This window comes from Micromonospora sp. DT31, assembly GCF_049841795.1.
GTDB lineage: Bacteria > Actinomycetota > Actinomycetes > Mycobacteriales > Micromonosporaceae > Micromonospora.
In genome coordinates, this window is the sequence record NZ_JBNCKZ010000008.1 from 218,512 (window position 1) to 234,759 (window position 16,248).

The window sequence follows — 16,248 nt, forward strand, 5'->3', positions numbered from 1 at the left end:
CTACAGGGGATCGGGTAGGAGGCGGCTCATCCGATGGTGCCACTCGATGGTGCCCACCGAGCAGCCGAGCACCTCGGCCACCTGCGCCTCGGTCATGTCCTCGTAGTACCGCAGCACCACCACGGCCCGCTGCCGCGCGGTGAGCCGCCGCAGCGCCGCCACCACGCTCAACCGCAGCGCGGTGTCCTCGCTGTGGTCGCCACCGCCCCGCTCGGTAGGCGTCGCGTCCAGCCGTTCGGCCACCCGCCGGCGGCGCCACCAGGAGACCTGCTGGTGGTACATGACCCGGCGCACGTACGCCTCCGGGTCGCCCTCGCGGATGCGCCGCCAGTGGCGGTAGGTGCGGGCCAGCGCGCTCTGCAACAGGTCCTCGGCGAGCTGGTGATCACCGGTCAACAGGTACGCGCTCCGCGACAACGCGGGTGACCGCTGCACCACGAACTCGCGGAACGACTCCGACATGCCCACCCCCTCACCGCAAAGAACGTCGGGCGGGCCCTCGATGGTTGAGACGGCCGTCCTCGCTTCGGGCGCTGGCACCCGTCGATGTGCGGGAACTATCCTCGGGCCACGAGCCAGTCGCCATCCGACGGAGTGGTCGATGCTGAAAGGTCTGGCAGTGGACCGGCATGCGCAGGGGGACAGCCGCAGGGCCAACCTCGGCGCGTTGCTCCGGCGCGTCCACCTGACCGGCCCGGTCACCCGCGTCGAGCTGGCCGAGTGGATGGGCGTCAACCGCAGCACGGTCCTGGCGCTCACCGCGGAACTGGCGGCGGCCGGCCTGGTCCGGGAGGTGCCGGCCACCGGCAGCGGACGGGCCGGACGCCCCTCGCACGTGGTCCGGCCGGCTTCGGACACCGTCTACGTCCTCGCCTTCGACATCGCCGTGGACCGGCTCGTGGCCGCCCGCGTCGGGCTCGGCGGTGTGGTGGCGGCCCGCCTGGAGGCGGAACGGCCGCGGGCCGGGGCCGACCTGGACTCCGTGGTATCAGTGCTCGCCGACTTCGGGCGGGCGCTGCACCACGCCGCGCCACCCGGGTCGGTGTGCGTGGGCGTCGGCGCCTCCTACTGCGGCATGATCCGGCCCGGCGACGGCATGGTCCGCTTCGGACCGGACATGGGGTGGGTGGACCAGGCGTTCGGCGCCGAGCTGGCCCGGCGGCTGGATCTGGGCCTGCCCGTCCTGGTCGGCAACGAGGCGCACCTCGGGGCGTTGGCCGAACATCAGCGCGGCGCCGGGGTCGGCGTGCGGAACGTCGTCTACCTGCACGGTGACGTGGGCGTCGGCGGCGGCATCATCGTCGCCGGGGAACTGCTCGACGGCGACGGCGGGTACGCCTCCGAGGTCGGGCACATGCTCGTGAACCCGTACCAGGGGCGGGCCTGCGGCTGCGGCTCACGCGGATGCCTGGAGGCCGAGGTCGGCGAGCGGGCGTTGCTCGACGCCGCCGGCCGCCCGGCGCGGGAGAAGGGCCGCGAGGCGGTACGCGCCGTGGTCGCCGCTGCCGCGCGCGGCGAACCGGCCGCCCGGGACGCGCTGCGGCACATCGGTGACTGGCTGGGCATCGGCGTGGCGAACGTGATCAACCTGGTCAACCCCGGCGTGGTGATCTTCGGGGGCACGCTCAGCGAGGTCTTCCCCGCCTCGGCCGACCACGTGCGGAGCCGGATCGCGGCCAACGTGCTGCCGATCTCGCGCGACAAGGCCCGGCTGCGCGTGTGCGCGCTCGGCTACGACGCGACCCTGATCGGCGCCGCCGAGCTGGGCTTCGCACCCCTGTTCGCCGACCCCCTCGGCACCCCCACGCGCGTCCCCGGTTAGGCCCACGCGCCGCCCACCCGGCTCGTCGATCTTGCAGTTGCGGCCCCGGCAAAACGCGCCGAAGGGACACCCGAAGGGCTGCAACCGCAAGATCGACGGCAGCAGGCGGGAGGGGCGAGGGCGGGCTAGGGGGTCAGGCGGTGGGTGAGCCAGGGGAGCAGGGTGTCGCCCTGTAGGCGCTGGAATGCCCGCACGGTGGGGATGCCGGGTGGCGGTGGCTGGCGGGCGCCGTCGAGGAAGAACCCGGTGAACCCGGCCAGTACCCCGGTCAGGTCGGCCGGGTCGACATGCGCGGTCAGTCGCCGGGCGGCCAGCAGCGCGTCCGGGTCGTGGCCGCCGTACACCTGCACGTTGACGACGGCGAGCAGCGTGTCCAGCCACGCCGGCCCCCGGCAGGCCCAGGGCCAGTCGACGACGGTGACCGATCCGTCCGGGCCGAGCAGCAGGTTGTCGGCGCGGACGTCGACGTGGCAGAGCGTGTCGCCGGTCAGCGCGGCCAGGCCCCGGTCGGCGGCGGCGCACAACTCGTCCAGGTGGGACCGGGCCCACGGGTCGAGGTCGGCCGGCGGGTCGGCGGCGAGGCGCCGCCAGCCGCCGAAGTCGTGCGCGAGCAGCTCGGCGGCGGTGGGCGTGGTCGCGGCGGCGGGCGCCGGGGTGAGCGCGGCGGCCAACGCCTCCAGTGTGGACAGCACGGCGGTCAGCTCGTCGTGCCGCCACGGCGTGGCCGGGTGCCGCCCCTCGACGTCGGCGAAGACGAGCGCGATCCAGTCGCCGTCGTCGTAGCTGCCGAGCAGCCGGGGCGCGGGCGCGTCCGGCGGCAGGGCGGCGGCGATCCGGGCCTCGGCCCGGTGCAGGGTGGGGCTGCGGTCGTTCTGCGCCGGGCTGACCGCCTTGACGAAGGCCCGCCCACCCCGGGCGGTACGGACCCGGTCGGCGGTGCCGGGGGAGAAGCCGCCCGGCTGCGAGCGCGCCGCCACCACCCGGTCGCCGAGGATGGACTCCACCCCGTCCCGCACGTGCGCGGGCAGCTCGTGCCAGTGCAGCCGGGTCTTCATCTGGCTCGTCACCGTTCCACGATGCGTGCCGCCCGGCGCCTGCGGCAACGGGTTAACCGTCGCGCGTGTAGCGCAGGACCACCACGCCGGAGTCGAACTGCCGCGTCGAGGTCAGCGTGAGCCGGTGCGGATCGAAGCCCCGGTCCACAAGCTTGATGCCGCTGCCCACGACCACCGGGTTGAGCTTGACCACCAGCTCGTCGATCTCGCCGAGGAGCTGCCCGGCGAGGTGGCCGCCGCCGCAGAGCCAGATGTCGCGGCCGGGCCGGGTCCTCAGCTCGCGTACGAAGGCCGCCGGGTCGCCGGCGACGACCTCGACGTCCGGGTAGTCGGCCGGGGGCAGGGAGCGGCTGAACACGTACTGCCGGAGGTGGGCGTAGGGGCTGGCGACGCCGAGTTTCAGGCCCGGCTCGTAGCTGGCGCGGCCCATCAGCACGGTGTCGAAGCGGCCGGCGGGCGGGGAGTCGACGCCGAGCTGCGCGTGGGCGAACGTGGGCAGCGTCTGGGGCCATTCGGCCACCAGGTGGGGTGCCACGTCGGGCATGAGCGGGAGGAAGTCGAACGACCCGTCGGGCGCGGCGATGAAGCCGTCGAGGGTGGTGGCGACGAAGTACGCGAGCTTACGCAAACCGGCTCCGATGTCTGGGCTATCCACGACGTCTGTCGTGGTTGACGGCAATGTACAACAGCTGTCGTGGTTATTGCTAGGGTGATTCCGTGGCCAGGAACCCGGAACGCCGTGCCCTGCTCGCCGACGCTGGCCTGCGGGTGCTCGCCGACGCGGGCGCGCGCGGGCTCACCCACCGGGCGGTCGACGCCGAGGCGGGCGTGCCCACCGGCACGAGCTCCAACTACTTCCCGTCCCGCGCGGCGCTGCTCGCCGGCCTGGCCGAACGGATCTTCGACCGGATCGCGCCCGACCCGGCCGTGCTCGCCGACCTGGGCGGCCGGGAGCCGTCGGTCGCGCTGATGACCGACTACCTGCGCGACATCGTCGCCCGCACCACACGCGAACCGGGCCTCACCCGCGCGCTGTTCGAGCTGCGCCTGGAGGCTGCCCGCCGCCCCGAGTTGCGGTCCGCGCTCGGCGGCGTGCTGCGCCGGGGGTACGCCGACGACGTCGCCCACCACGCCGCCGCCGGCCTGCCCGGCGGGGCGTACGAGGTGGCCCTGCTGCACTACGCGGTCGACGGGCTCCTGCTCGACCTGCTCACCACCTCGATCGACGCCGGTTTCGACCCCGATCAGGTGGTCTCCACCCTGGTCGCCCGTCTGGTCGGCGGCGCCACCGACCGAGCGCCCCTCGGCGCCCCCGGCGCACGTTAAGCCGGGCCGACCAGTGGGAACGCTGGCGCGGACGCCCCTGGGAGGAGCAACGGATGACAGATCGCAGCGGACTGACCATCGGCGTGCTCGGTTCGTACGGCGGTCGCAACCTCGGCGACGAGGCGATCCTCACGGGTCTCCTGGACGATCTGCGGCGGCACGAGCCGAACGCCCGGATCATCGTGTTCTCCCGCAACCCCGCGCACACCGCCCTGGCCCACCCGGACGTGGAGGCGGTGCCGTGGGAGGGCGTCAGTCGGGTCGACTCCTCCCAGGTGCTCCACCAGCTCGACCTGCTCGTCCTGGGCGGCGGCGGGATCCTCTACGACAAGGAGGCCCGGCGTTACCTGCGGGTGGTGCGGGTCGCCCAGGAACGGGGCCTGCCGCTGCTCACCTACGCGGTCGGGGTCGGGCCGCTCACCGACCCGCTGGACACCGGCATGGTGCGGGAGACGCTGGCGCAGGCGGTCGAGGTGACCGTGCGCGACCAGGAGTCGCGGATGGTGCTGGAGGAGGCCGGCCTGCTCAACCCGATCACCGTGACCGGCGACCCGGCGTTCCTGCTGACCCCGGAGGAGTTCCCGGCGCAGTGGCTGCGCGACGAGGGCGTACCGTCCGGCGCCCGGCTGGTCGGGTTGAGCGTGCGCGAGCCGGGACGCGCGGCGGAACGCCTCGACGTGGACGGCTACCACCGGCTGCTCGCCCAGATCGGCGACTTCCTGGTGCACCGGATAGACGCGGACGTGCTGTTCGTGCCGATGGAACGCGACGACATCCGGCACTCCCACGGGGTGCTGTCCCACATGATCGCCGCCGACCGGGGCCGGATCCTGCACGGCGACTACCGGCCGGCGCAGATCCTCGGCCTGATGCGCCACTTCGACCTCGCGGTCGGGATGCGACTGCACTTCCTGATCTTCGCCGCGATGATGGGCACACCGTTCCTGCCCCTGCCGTACGCCGGGAAGGTCTTCGACCTGGCCCAACGGCTCGGGGTGCCGGCGCTGCGCGGAATGGAACGCGAGGTGGAGGGCCCGCTGCTGGCCGAGGTCGACAGGTTGTGGGACGAACGGGCGGCGCGGGCCGCCCAGACCGCCCGGCGGGTCCGGGAGGTCTGCGAGCAGGCACGCGGCACCTCGCAGGTGACCCGCAGCGTGCTGGACAGCATCCGGGCCCGGGCGCTCACCCCGACCCCGTGAGGCGGGCCGGTCAGACCGCCGGGCCCCGCCAGGCGTACACCCACTCCCGGTCGGGCCGGCCGTCCGACTCCAACTCGTAGATCTGCGCCTCCGCCAGCCCCTGCGGACCGAGGTGGTGGTGGGTCAGCGGCGGGCGGCCGTTGCCGTCCAGCTCGACCGTGACGCTTTCGCCGTCGGCCGCGCCGCCCACCAGGGGGATCTGCACCGTGGAAGCCATGCGGACCATCCTGCCCCGCCCGGGGCACAGGCGCAGGGGATCACGCGGGGCAGCGGACCGCACACGGGGCGTACTAGGGTCTCGGAATGGTGACCCCGACGATCGATCCGACACTCGGTCCGGTCGTCGCCCGCACGGGCGACGAACGGGCGATCCTCGACGCGTTCCTCGACTTCCACCGCGCCACCGTGCTGCGCAGGGTGCGCGGCCTGTCCGACGACGACGCCACCCGGCGTCTGGTGCCCTCGCTGACCACCCTGGCCGGGCTGCTCAGACACCTCACCCTGGTCGAGACGAACTGGTTCGCCAGGCTGTTCGAACCGGAGCCGGGCCGGCCGCACCTCACCGCCCAGTCCGAGGCCGACGCCAGTTTCACGCTCCGCCCCGGCGACACGCTCGCCGCGCTCACCGCCGCGTACGAGTCGGCCTGTGCCCGGTCCCGCACGGTGGCCGCCCGCTTCGACCTCGACCACGTGGTGCCGCAGCCGCAGCTCGGTGAGGTGTCACTGCGCTGGGTGCTGGTGCACCTGATCGAGGAGACCGCCCGGCACGCCGGGCACGCCGACATCCTGCGGGAGCTGACCGACGGCGAGACCGGAGTGATCTGACGGGTCGCCCGCCGGCAGCGGCACATGCGGCCACGGCGCCCACGGCACGCACTCCGCGCCCCCTATCCTGGGCGCGAGCGTCGTCGAGGAGGAGCACGTGCTGGTCACCCACGGGCTGTGGCTGCCCGGCGCCGGGCTCGCCCTGTGGGCCGAGGACAGCACGCTGCCCGCCCACGCGCCCCGCCGGCCCGGCCGCGCCCCACGGGAGCGTCCGCACCCGTACGCCGCCGACCACACCACCCTCGCCGCCGCGCTCGACGCCCCACCCGGCGACCCGGTCTCCGTGCTGCTCGCCCTGCCCACCCGGGCCGGCTCGCCTGTGGACTCGCCGGAACTCGTCCGGGCCACCGTCGGCGACCCGGTGCGCGGCCCGCTCACCCGCTCCGGCTGGCGCGTCCCCGCCCTGGCGTACGCGCCGGACGCCGCGTACGCGCTGCTGCGCGGCCCGCTGCCGGACCCGATCGGGGCGAGCCTGCGCCACCTCGTCGCGCTTGCCGACTTCGCCGCCGACCTGGTGGCCCGTGGCCGGCTGCTGCCCGCCGTGCTCGACGCGTACCCCCTGGCGGCCGGCGGGCCGACCGCGTCGGCGGCGTCCCGACGGCGCCTGCGGGCGGCGGGCGGCGACGTGGCGACCGGATGGGCGCTCTGGCGGCCACTGCTCACCGGCACCGACGCGGCCTGGGCCCGGGACCTGGCGCAGGCCCTGCCCCCGGCGGCGCGCGCCGCCCGCGAATGGCAGGCCCCCGGCCGCGTCGTGGACGCCGGCCCGCCGGAGGGCTTCGGCGCCGGCCGGGCCGGCGAGACCGCGGCCGGCGCGTTCGTCGCGGAGATGCTGGACACGCTCGTCGACGCCGCCGCCCGGGTGGCCCTGGCCGACACCCGGCTGCACCGGGGGATGCGCCCCGGCGGCGCGGTGCCGCGCTGGCTGGCCGCGCTGACCGGCCCGGAGCGCGCCTTCCCCGCCGAACCGGATGCGCTGGCGACGCTGCGCACCGAACTGGACGCCTGGCAGCGTGACGCGGCGGGCGGGGCGGTACGGGCCACGTTCCGCCTGGTCGAGCCGGCCGTGGACCCGGTGGCCGAGCTGGTCGAGGACGCCGTCTGGCGGGTGGAGTTCGGCCTGCACCCGGCCGACGAACCGGCGCTTGTGGTCGACGCCGGGCGCATCTGGCAGCACCGCGCGCCGGCGCTGACCGCCCGGGGCGTCGAACCGCAGGAGACGCTGCTGGCCGAACTCGGCCGGGCCAGCCGGCTCTGGCCCGAGGTGGACTCCGCGCTGCGTACCGCCGCGCCCGAGGGCATGGAGCTGGACGCCGAGGGCGCCCACCGGTTCCTGCGCGAGGGTGCGCCGGTGCTGCACGCGGCCGGGTTCGGGGTGCTGCTGCCGTCCTGGTGGCGGCGTTCCTCGTCCCGGCTGGGCGCCCGCCTGCGGGCGCGCAGCCGGACCGCCCCGGCCGCGGTGGCCACCACCGCCGGCAAGCTGGGGCTGGACGCGCTCGTCGACTACCGCTGGGAGGTGGCGCTCGGCGACCAGCCGCTGACCGCCGACGAACTGGCCTCGCTGGCCGACCTGAAGTCGCCGCTGGTGCGGCTGCGGGGCCGGTGGGTCGAGCTGGACCCGCAGCGGTTGGAGGCCGGATTGCGGCTGCTGCGCTCCTCGGGTGAGCTGACCGTGGCCGACCTGCTGCGGATGGGGCTCTCCGGCGACGACCGGGCCGGTGAGCTGCCGGTCCTGGACGTGGTCGCGGACGGGGCGCTCGGCGAGTTGCTGGCCGGCGAGGCGGAACGCCGGCTCACCCCGGCCGACCCGCCGGACGGCTTCGTCGGGACGCTGCGGCCCTACCAGCGGCGTGGCCTGGCCTGGCTGGCATTCCTCCAGTCGCTGGGGCTGGGCGGGATCCTCGCCGACGACATGGGTCTGGGCAAGACCGTGCAGTTGCTCGCGTTGCTGGCCGGCGACCCGCCGCAGGCCGGGCCGACGTTGCTTGTCTGCCCGATGTCTCTGGTGGGCAACTGGCAGCGGGAGGCCGCGAAGTTCGCCCCCGGGCTGCGGGTGCACGTGCACCACGGCGCCGAACGCGCCCGCGGCGAGGGCTTCGCCGGCGCCGTGGCGGCGGCGGACCTGGTGCTCACCACCTACTCGGTGGCCGCCCGGGACGCCTACGACCTGGCCGGCGTCGACTGGCACCGGGTGGTCGTGGACGAGGCGCAGGCGATCAAGAACGCCGCCACCCGGCAGGCCGAAGCCGTGCGGTCGCTGCCCGCGCGGCACCGGGTCGCGGTCACCGGTACGCCCGTGGAGAACCGCCTCGCCGACCTCTGGTCGATCATGCAGTTCGCCAACCCGGGGCTGCTCGGCCCGGCCGCGGCGTTCCGCAAGCGGTTCGCCGAGCCGATCGAACGGCACGGCGACACCGAGGCGGCCGAGCGGCTGCGCCGGATTACCGGCCCGTTCGTGCTGCGGCGACTCAAGACCGACCCGTCGATCATCACCGATCTGCCGGAGAAGCTGGAGATGGAGGTGCTCTGCAACCTCACCGCCGAGCAGGCCGCCCTCTACCGGGCGGTGGTCGACGACATGATGGCGAAGATCGAGTCCAGCGACGGCATCGAACGGCGCGGACTGGTGCTGGCCACCATGACCCGGCTCAAGCAGGTCTGCAACCACCCCGCCCAACTGCTGCACGACGGCTCCGCGCTCACCGGCCGCTCCGGCAAGCTGGAACGTCTCGACGAGATCGTCGACGAGGTGCTCGCGGCGGGGGAGAAGGCGCTGCTGTTCACCCAGTACGCCGAGTTCGGCGGGATGCTGCGCGGACACCTCGCGGCGCGTACCGGGCAGGAGGTGCTGCTGCTGCACGGCGGGGTCGGCAAGGCCGACCGGGACGCCATGGTCACCCGGTTCCAGTCGCCGGACGGGCCGCCGCTGTTCGTCCTCTCGCTCAAGGCCGGCGGCACCGGCCTCACCCTGACCGCCGCCAATCACGTGGTGCATGTGGACAGGTGGTGGAACCCGGCGGTCGAGGACCAGGCCACCGACCGGGCGTTCCGCATCGGCCAGCGCCGCCGGGTGCAGGTACGCAAGTTCGTCTGCGCCGGCACCGTCGAGGAGAAGGTCGCCGCGATGATCGCCGACAAACGCAACCTGGCCCGGTCGGTGGTGGGCAGCGGCGAACAGTGGGTCACCGAACTGTCCACCGAGACGCTGCGCGAACTGTTCACCTTGGAGGCGGGGGCGGTGGTCGAGTGAGCCCGGTCAACCGGTTCGACGAGTACGGACCGCCGCGGCGGGTCGAGGGCGGCCTGCGGGCCCGCAGCACCCGGGGGGCCATCGGCAGCTCCTGGTGGTCGCGCCGCTTCCTGGAGGTGCTGGAGTCGTTCGCGCTCGGCTCCCGGCTCACCCGCGGTCGGGCGTACGCCCGGCGTGGGCAGGTGCTGCGGCTGGACGTGGCGCCGGGACTGGTCACCGCGCAGGTACAGGGCTCCCGCCCGAGCCCCTACCCGGTGCGGATCGGGTTGGCCGCGTACCCGCAACGGGTGTGGCGGCGAATCGAGGCGGACCTGGCCGGGCAGGCGTTCTTCAGCGCCCGGCTACTCGCCGGTGACCTGCCGGCCGAACTGGAGGAACTGTTCGACGCCGCGAGCGCGCCCCTGTTCCCGACCGACGTCGACGAGTTGGACCAGCGCTGCGGCTGCCCCGACTTCGCGGTGCCCTGCAAACATCTGGCGGCCACGTTCTACCTGCTCGCCGAGGCGTTCGACGCCGACCCGTTCCAACTGCTGCACTGGCGCGGCCGGTCCCGCGCCGATCTGCTGGACCGCCTGCGTACGCTGCGCGGCGTCGCCTCCGGGACGGGCGAGGCACGGCCCGGCGGTGCCACCTCGGACGGCCGGGACGACACCGGCGGCGACACGACCGCCGGGCGTGAACCGGGCGGCGGAGCCGGCGGTGGACGGGACCGGGCCGATGAGGCCGCGCCGGCCCGCAACGGCAGCACCGCGTCCGGCCGCGCCGTTTCAGGCCGGGACGGCGGCACCGCGTCGGGCCGCGCCGTTTCAGGCCGGGACGGTGACGCCGGGCGCACCGGGGCGCCCGTGGCGCCGGCGGTCGGTGCGGCGCGGGCGCTGGCCGGGCTGTCGGCGATGGAGCCGGAGCAGGAACTGGACCGGTTCTGGCTGGCACCTGTCGCGTTGCCGGACCGGCCGCCCACGCTCGCCACCGCACCGGAGTTGCTGCTGCGCCAACTGGGCCCACCGGGGGCCGCGATCGGCGGGCCAGGACTGGCCGAGCGGCTGCGGCGGGCGTACGGGGAGTTCGGTCGCGCCGCAGGCGCGTCCCCCACGGAGTTCGGTCGCGCCGCAGGCGCGTCACCCGGCTCGGCGGGTCGCCCCGAGGGTGCGTGTTAAGCGGGGCCCCTTCCTCTACCGGAGGCGTTAACAGGGGGCCCTTCCTTACGCCGCGTCAACCGAGGCGGCGGCGGAAGCGCCACATCAGGGCCGCGTTGGCGACCAGCACCACGGCGCAGATCGCCCCGGCCACCCGCCCGGCCAGCACTGTCATCGCCGGCAGTGAGGCCCACAGCACGATCGTCAACAACATCAGGTAACGACCCCGGCGCCCCTTGATCCGGCTGTCCAGCCGGGCGAAGAACCGCGGATCACTCTCCCGTAGCTTGCGGGTGATCTGTTCGAACCTGCGCTGATCCTCTTGGCTGAGCATGGCGGTGCCTTCCCCTCACGGCTTCAGCGGTTCGGCGGCATACCCGCATCGGCGGCGGATCACGCGCTGCCGCCGCTGCTGTTTCGGCGACCCGGACAGCCGTGCACGCACCGCGCGGACACCTCAGGGCAGCCTTATCCGTTCCTTAAGTTTGGATGTGGTGGGGAGTGGTGCCGGCCGGGTCGCCACGGCGCGAAACGTCGCGGCCGGGTGGTGGGCGCCGGGGGTCGGCCCTGTTCGGGGCGCTGCCGCGCGGAGGGCGGCCGGACGCGTTGCCACCCGCCGGCTTGAGCGCCGTCTTAACCCCGCCTCCGGCAGCCATCGACGCGCCTTGAGCGGCCGCCGCCGCATGGCTACCTTCCCGTTGCAACTCTCCGGCAACCGTCGCCGCCCCCGCGCCACCCCACCCCCCGGGTGGCAGGCGTGCCGGCGCTCGAAGAAAACGGGATAGCTACATGGCCGACCTGAACGTGCCACCGCGTCGACCCCAGGACGACCGCGGCTGGGACGGATACCAGCACCCCCATCCGGACGGGTACCGCGATCTGGATTCCGCTGCCGCGTACGGCGGCGGCTACCCCGCACCCGGGGCGCACCCCGCGTCGGGGCCGCAGTGGGTCGGGCCGAACGGGTTCGCCCCCGCCGGCCACCCCCAGCCCGCCGGTGGGTACGGCCCGCCGCCCGGCCCGGCACTGCCCAATCTGGACGACGACGGCGACGAAGCCCCGAACCGGGGCCGGCGCCGGGCGCTGGCCACCCTCGGTGGCGTCGCGGTGGTCGCCGGTGGGGCGGCCTTCGGCCTGTCCTCGCAGGTGCGTGGCCTGTTCACAGGCGACGCCGGTGCCGGTGACGCCACCGGCACGGTGACCACCGACGGCAACTCGGGCCGGCCCAGCGGCCAGCAGCCCAGCACGGTGCGTACCTACACCGAGCAGAACGAGAGCTACATGGGTTCCCGGGCCGGCGAGGCGCTCAAGCGCAACGCGCCGTCCGGGGGTCGGCTCCACGCCAGCCCGGCGGCCGCCGCCGCGGCGACCAAGGTGACCGTGAAGACGGTGCTTGCCAAGGACCCGATCCGGCACCTGCTGAGCCGGACCACCTTCGGTCCGACGTCGAAGATGATGGCCGAGGTCAAGCGCGTCGGCATCGACGACTGGCTGCGCGGGCAGCTCGAACCGGAGAAGATCGCCCCGACGAAGGCCGAGCTGAAGCTGGCCGACCTGACCTCGCTGAAGCTCAGCCCGACCCAGTTGCGCGAGCAGCGGGAGCAGCTCAGCGACAAGGGCATCGACCCGGCCCGGGAGACGGTGGACGCCACCATCGCCCGGCAGATCTGGTCGGACCGGCAGCTCTTCGAGGTGATGGTCGACTTCTGGAACGACTTCCTGCACGTCGCGGCGGACTTCGACGGCGGCGAGCACTACCGCAACGCGTTCGACCGGGACGTCGTCCGCAAGCACGCGCTGGGCAACTACGCGGACATGCTGGTGGCCGCCAACAAGCACCCGGCGCTGCTGCTCTACCTGAACCAGGTCGACTCCCGTAAGGACGCGGTCAACGAGAACCTGGCCCGGGAGAACCTGGAGCTGTACTCGGTCGGCGTGGACGGCGGCTACACCGAGAAGGACGTGCGTCAGGCCGCGCTGCTGCAGACCGGACGTGGCGTGGCCGACGGCAAGTACCGGTTCTTCCCGGAGCGGCACTACCTCGGCAAGGTGAAGATCCTCGGGTTCAGCCACGCCAACAACTCGAACGACCCCGTGGCCGCCGACAAGGTGATCGACTCCTACATCCGGTACATCGCGTTGCACCCGTCGACCGCGCGGTACGTGGCGCAGAGCCTGGCTACCCGGTTCGTCTCGGACACGCCGCCGAAGTCCGTGGTGGACCGCCTGGCCAAGGCGTACACCACGAACAAGGGCCAGATCCGGCCGGTGCTGGCGACGCTGTTCAGCTCCTCGGAGTTCTGGGCCGCAGTCGGGCAGAAGGTGCGCCGCCCGATGGAGTACCTGGTCGCCACGTACCGGGCGCTCGGTGTCGGGCCGGACGCGTCTCCCGACTACTCCGGTGACGCACGGCGCACGCCGTTCGCGCAGGGTCTGCGGCAGATCCAGGACAAGATGCGCGAGCTGGGCCAGTACCCGATGGGTAAGCCCACTCCGGACGGCTACGCCGACGTCTACCTGGCCTGGACCTCCGCCGGCACGATGATCGACGGGTGGAACGAGGCCGGCGACCTGCTCGGTGGCTGGCGCAAGCAGTTCACCTACGTCAAGCCGGAGAAGCTGGTGGCGAAGCCGCCGAGCACCGCCGGGGCGTACGTGGACGCGCTGGCCAAGCGCCTGGTGCAGCAGAAGCTCAGCGCCAAGGAGAAGAAGCTCGTGTTGGCCGTCGCCGGGGTGGCGGAGAACGCCCCTGTCGACGCCACCTTCAACGGGGCCATCGCCGCGGTCGCGCGGACGATCCTCGCGTCCCCCCAGCACCACCTCCGGTGAGGCATTCGATGGAGATGACCGTGAACCCGTACCCCCTGCACCCCGAATGCCCCGACCTGCGGCGGCTGGCCGACAACCCGGCCGAGGCGCTGCTGCGCGCGGAGGCGGACATCGTCGCGGCCGAGAACGCGGCCGAGACCGACCGGTACCGCCGGCTGGAGGAGATCGAGGAAGCCCAGCAGGACGGCCGGGGCGTCACCCGGCGTACGTTCGTGGCCGGCGCCGCGGCCACCGCGACCGCGCTGGCGACCGCCCAGTTCGTCACCACGTCGGCGTCGTTCGCGGCGACGAAGACCGGCACGCTGATCCATGTCTTCCTCTACGGCGGGCTGGACGGGTTGAGCCTGGTCGCACCGTCCGACGACCCGGTGCTCGCCAAGGCGCGTCCCGACCTGCTGCTCGGCAACGACTCGCTGGCGCTGAACCGCGGGTTCAAGTTGACCAGCGCGTTCGCCCCGCTGGACAAGTGGCTCAAGGCCGGGCAGCTCGGCTTCGTGCCGGCGGTGTCCGACCCGCGGCTGTCCCGCAGCCACTTCCAGGCCGCCGACGCGTGCAACCTGGGCGGCCTGCCCGGCGAGACCGGCGGCCGGGGCTGGCTGGACAGCCTGGTCGACTCGCTCGGCAAGGGCACCGCGTTCCGCAGCGTCGGTATCGGCAGCACGCTGCCCCGTTCGCTCGTCGGGGTGAACGGCGCGATCTCCCTCAACAGCGTCGGTGACCTGCGGCTCAACGGTGCCGACAAGTACCGTGCGGCCACCGAGAAGGCGATCCGTGGTCTGTTCACCGGGATCAACCACCCGGTGGAGGAGGCCGTGCAGGAGGGGATGGGCGCGCTGGCCACCGCGCAGAAGCTGGCCGCGAAGCCGTACGCCGCCGCCGCGGGCGTCGAGTACCAGGGCGTCGGCAACTCCTTCAAGCAGCTCGCCCAACTCATCAAGGGCGGGGCGAACGTGCGGGTGGCGACCGTCGGCATGGGTGGCTACGACACCCACGAGAACCAGGGCACCCGCGAGGGTGGCCAGCTGTGGCGGCGGCTCAACGAACTGGCCAAGGCCATGGCCGCGTTCTTCACCGACCTGGGCGACCAGGCGGCGGACGTGACGATCATGGTGTCCAGCGAGTTCGGCCGCCGGGTCGGCTCCAACGGTGGCGGCACCGACCACGGGCACGGCGGTGTGGTCACCGTGTTGTCCGGCCGCAAGCTCGCCGGTTCGCTGCTCGGCACCTGGAACGGACTGGACAAGTTGGACAGCGGCGACGTGCCGGAGTACAACAACATGTTCAACGTCTACGGTTCCGTGGCGCAGGGCCGCTTCGGCCTGACCGCCGCCCAGGTGGACAAGATCTTCCCCCGGCAGAAGTTCACCCCGGTCAAGATCTACGCGTGACCTACCAGGACACCCACGCCGCCGGCCGCCGTACCGGGCATTCCGCCCCGTACGGCGGCCGTTCGGCTGCTTCCGTACCCCCGGGTCGGCCGCGTCGGGGGTCGGGCGGCCGGCACGCGTTGACGGCGGTGTTCTGGCTGGGTCTGGTCGCCGCGGTCCTGCCGTGGTGGCTGGACACCCCGGCCGGGTCGCTCGCCGGGCCGGCCGACCTGCTCACCGCCGGCGGCCGGATCACCGGCCTGATCGCCGGCTACCTGCTGCTGGCGCAGGTGCTGATGATGAGCCGGCTCGGGGTGCTGGAGCGGACGCTCGGCGGCGAGCGGATCTCCCGGCTGCACCGGGACCTCGGCGCGACGCTGCTGGTCACCGTGCTCGTCCACATGTCCCTGCTGGTCGTGGGCTACGCCCGGCAGGAGAGCAACTCGGTGTTCGACGAGGTCGGTGTGCTGCTGACCGACTACGAGGACATGGTCACCGCGTTCGCGGCCGCCGGGGTCCTGGTCACGGTCGGGTTGACCGCGGTACGCGCGGTGCGTCGCCGGATGCCGTACGAGCTGTGGCGCGTGCTGCACCTGGCCAGCTATGCCACGCTGCTGCTCGGTTACGCCCACCAGTTCAGCAACGGCGCCCAGCTCTACGAACCCGGCCCGGTGCGCACCGGCTGGATCGCCGGGTACGTGCTCGTGGTGGCCGCGCTGGTGTGGGGTCGGCTGGTCGCGCCGCTGGTGTTCAACCTGCGACACCGGCTGCGGGTCGCCGACGTGGTGGCGGAGAGCCCGGACAGCATCTCGGTCTATCTGACCGGGCAGCGGCTCAACCAGATCGACCTGCTCGGCGGGCAGTACTTCCGCTGGCGGTTCCTCAACCCCGGCTGCTGGTGGCAGTCGCACCCGTTCTCCGTCTCCGCCGCCGGCAACGGCCGCTGGCTGCGGATCACCGTGAAGGTCGTCGGTGGGCACACCGCCGAACTGCGCGACCTCACCCCCGGCACCGGGGTGTGGGCGCAGGGACCGTCCGGCACGTTCACCGCCGCCCACCGCACCCGGGAGCGGGCGCTGCTGATCGCCGGCGGCAGCGGCATCGCGCCGCTGCGGGCCATGCTGGAGGAACTGCCGCCCGGCGCGGCGCTGATCTACCGGGCGCGTACCCCCGCCGACGTGCTGCTGCACCAGGAACTGGACTGGTTGGCGCAGGCCCGGCAGGCCTCCGTCTGGTACGTCGTCGGCCGCCGTGACGACCCCGGCCCGCGCCAGGTGATGAACCCGGACGGGCTGCGCCGGCTGCTGCCCGACCTGACCCGCCGCGACGTCTACCTGTGCGGCCCGGCCGGCCTGGTCGACGAGGCCGTCACGGCGCTGCGCGCGGCCGGTGTGCCCCGCCGCCAGATCCACCTGACCGCGTTCGAGTTGTAGGAAGGC

14 protein-coding genes are annotated in these 16,248 nt (G+C 73.7%); 9 read left to right on the top strand and 5 right to left on the bottom strand.

Going from position 1 to position 16,248, the window contains the following annotated elements:
- On the bottom strand, positions 1–462 hold the full coding sequence (locus ACLQ2X_RS16460) for a SigE family RNA polymerase sigma factor (RefSeq protein ID WP_425681897.1): 462 nt from the start codon (positions 460–462) through the stop codon (positions 1–3).
- Positions 463–601: 139 nt separating this feature from the next.
- Between ACLQ2X_RS16460 and ACLQ2X_RS16465 the strand changes: the two genes are divergently transcribed.
- Positions 602–1,822 carry an ROK family protein gene (locus tag ACLQ2X_RS16465; RefSeq protein ID WP_425681898.1) on the top strand — a complete coding sequence of 407 codons (1,221 nt, stop codon included), beginning with the start codon at positions 602–604 and terminating at the stop codon, positions 1,820–1,822.
- A gap of 125 nt (positions 1,823–1,947) precedes the next feature.
- On the opposite strand, the gene ACLQ2X_RS16470 is transcribed toward ACLQ2X_RS16465, so the two are convergent.
- Entirely contained in the window at positions 1,948–2,889 is a 942-nt protein-coding gene (locus tag ACLQ2X_RS16470; RefSeq protein ID WP_425681899.1) for a phosphotransferase family protein, read from the bottom strand.
- Positions 2,890–2,929: 40 nt separating this feature from the next.
- Positions 2,930–3,532 (bottom strand): dihydrofolate reductase family protein, encoded by a 603-nt coding sequence (locus ACLQ2X_RS16475; RefSeq protein ID WP_425681900.1) that lies wholly within the window; start codon positions 3,530–3,532, stop codon positions 2,930–2,932.
- A gap of 62 nt (positions 3,533–3,594) precedes the next feature.
- Between ACLQ2X_RS16475 and ACLQ2X_RS16480 the strand changes: the two genes are divergently transcribed.
- Positions 3,595–4,203 (top strand): TetR/AcrR family transcriptional regulator, encoded by a 609-nt coding sequence (locus tag ACLQ2X_RS16480; protein WP_425681901.1) that lies wholly within the window; start codon positions 3,595–3,597, stop codon positions 4,201–4,203.
- Positions 4,204–4,256: 53 nt separating this feature from the next.
- Entirely contained in the window at positions 4,257–5,402 is a 1,146-nt protein-coding gene (locus tag ACLQ2X_RS16485) for a polysaccharide pyruvyl transferase family protein (RefSeq protein ID WP_425681902.1), read from the top strand.
- A 10-nt stretch (positions 5,403–5,412) separates the two neighbouring features.
- Here the strand turns inward: ACLQ2X_RS16485 and ACLQ2X_RS16490 are convergent, their stop codons facing one another.
- Positions 5,413–5,619 carry a hypothetical protein gene (locus tag ACLQ2X_RS16490; protein ID WP_425681903.1) on the bottom strand — a complete coding sequence of 69 codons (207 nt, stop codon included), beginning with the start codon at positions 5,617–5,619 and terminating at the stop codon, positions 5,413–5,415.
- An 86-nt stretch (positions 5,620–5,705) separates the two neighbouring features.
- Here ACLQ2X_RS16490 and ACLQ2X_RS16495 point away from each other — a divergent pair, with 86 nt between their 5' ends.
- From ACLQ2X_RS16495 to ACLQ2X_RS16505, 3 genes are all read left to right on the top strand, one after another.
- Positions 5,706–6,227: a DinB family protein gene (locus ACLQ2X_RS16495; RefSeq protein WP_425681904.1), complete on the top strand. Its 522-nt coding sequence runs from the start codon at positions 5,706–5,708 to the stop codon at positions 6,225–6,227.
- A 97-nt stretch (positions 6,228–6,324) separates the two neighbouring features.
- Positions 6,325–9,477, top strand: coding sequence for an SNF2-related protein (locus ACLQ2X_RS16500; RefSeq protein ID WP_425681905.1), 3,153 nt, complete (start codon positions 6,325–6,327; stop codon positions 9,475–9,477).
- Complete coding sequence (locus ACLQ2X_RS16505; protein ID WP_425681906.1) at positions 9,474–10,634, top strand: SWIM zinc finger family protein; 1,161 nt, start codon at positions 9,474–9,476, stop codon at positions 10,632–10,634. Before ACLQ2X_RS16500 ends, ACLQ2X_RS16505 begins: the two co-directional genes overlap by 4 nt.
- 55 nt (positions 10,635–10,689) lie before the next feature.
- On the opposite strand, the gene ACLQ2X_RS16510 is transcribed toward ACLQ2X_RS16505, so the two are convergent.
- On the bottom strand, positions 10,690–10,947 hold the full coding sequence (locus tag ACLQ2X_RS16510; protein ID WP_425681907.1) for a DUF3040 domain-containing protein: 258 nt from the start codon (positions 10,945–10,947) through the stop codon (positions 10,690–10,692).
- Positions 10,948–11,402: 455 nt separating this feature from the next.
- Between ACLQ2X_RS16510 and ACLQ2X_RS16515 the strand changes: the two genes are divergently transcribed.
- From ACLQ2X_RS16515 to ACLQ2X_RS16525, 3 genes are read left to right on the top strand one after another with little or no spacing between them, the layout of a single operon-like run.
- A complete protein-coding gene (locus ACLQ2X_RS16515) occupies positions 11,403–13,442 on the top strand; it encodes a DUF1800 domain-containing protein (RefSeq protein ID WP_425681908.1) in 2,040 nt (679 codons plus the stop codon).
- Positions 13,443–13,456: 14 nt separating this feature from the next.
- Positions 13,457–14,830, top strand: coding sequence for a DUF1501 domain-containing protein (locus ACLQ2X_RS16520; RefSeq protein WP_425681960.1), 1,374 nt, complete (start codon positions 13,457–13,459; stop codon positions 14,828–14,830).
- Positions 14,827–16,242, top strand: a complete 1,416-nt coding sequence (locus ACLQ2X_RS16525) for a ferredoxin reductase family protein (RefSeq protein WP_425681909.1) — start codon at positions 14,827–14,829, stop codon at positions 16,240–16,242. Before ACLQ2X_RS16520 ends, ACLQ2X_RS16525 begins: the two co-directional genes overlap by 4 nt.
- The last annotated feature ends 6 nt before the right edge of the window (positions 16,243–16,248 follow it).

What these genes read in the sequence shown, in the direction of transcription:
- ACLQ2X_RS16460 (WP_425681897.1), bottom strand. Translation starts at nt 462, where the DNA reads ATGTCGGAGTCGTTCCGCGAGTTCGTGGTGCAGCGGTCACCCGCGTTG.
- ACLQ2X_RS16465 (WP_425681898.1), top strand. Translation starts at nt 602, where the DNA reads ATGCTGAAAGGTCTGGCAGTGGACCGGCATGCGCAGGGGGACAGCCGC.
- ACLQ2X_RS16485 (WP_425681902.1), top strand. Translation starts at nt 4,257, where the DNA reads ATGACAGATCGCAGCGGACTGACCATCGGCGTGCTCGGTTCGTACGGC.
- ACLQ2X_RS16490 (WP_425681903.1), bottom strand. Translation starts at nt 5,619, where the DNA reads ATGGCTTCCACGGTGCAGATCCCCCTGGTGGGCGGCGCGGCCGACGGC.
- ACLQ2X_RS16495 (WP_425681904.1), top strand. Translation starts at nt 5,706, where the DNA reads ATGGTGACCCCGACGATCGATCCGACACTCGGTCCGGTCGTCGCCCGC.
- ACLQ2X_RS16510 (WP_425681907.1), bottom strand. Translation starts at nt 10,947, where the DNA reads ATGCTCAGCCAAGAGGATCAGCGCAGGTTCGAACAGATCACCCGCAAG.
- ACLQ2X_RS16515 (WP_425681908.1), top strand. Translation starts at nt 11,403, where the DNA reads ATGGCCGACCTGAACGTGCCACCGCGTCGACCCCAGGACGACCGCGGC.
- ACLQ2X_RS16520 (WP_425681960.1), top strand. Translation starts at nt 13,457, where the DNA reads ATGACCGTGAACCCGTACCCCCTGCACCCCGAATGCCCCGACCTGCGG.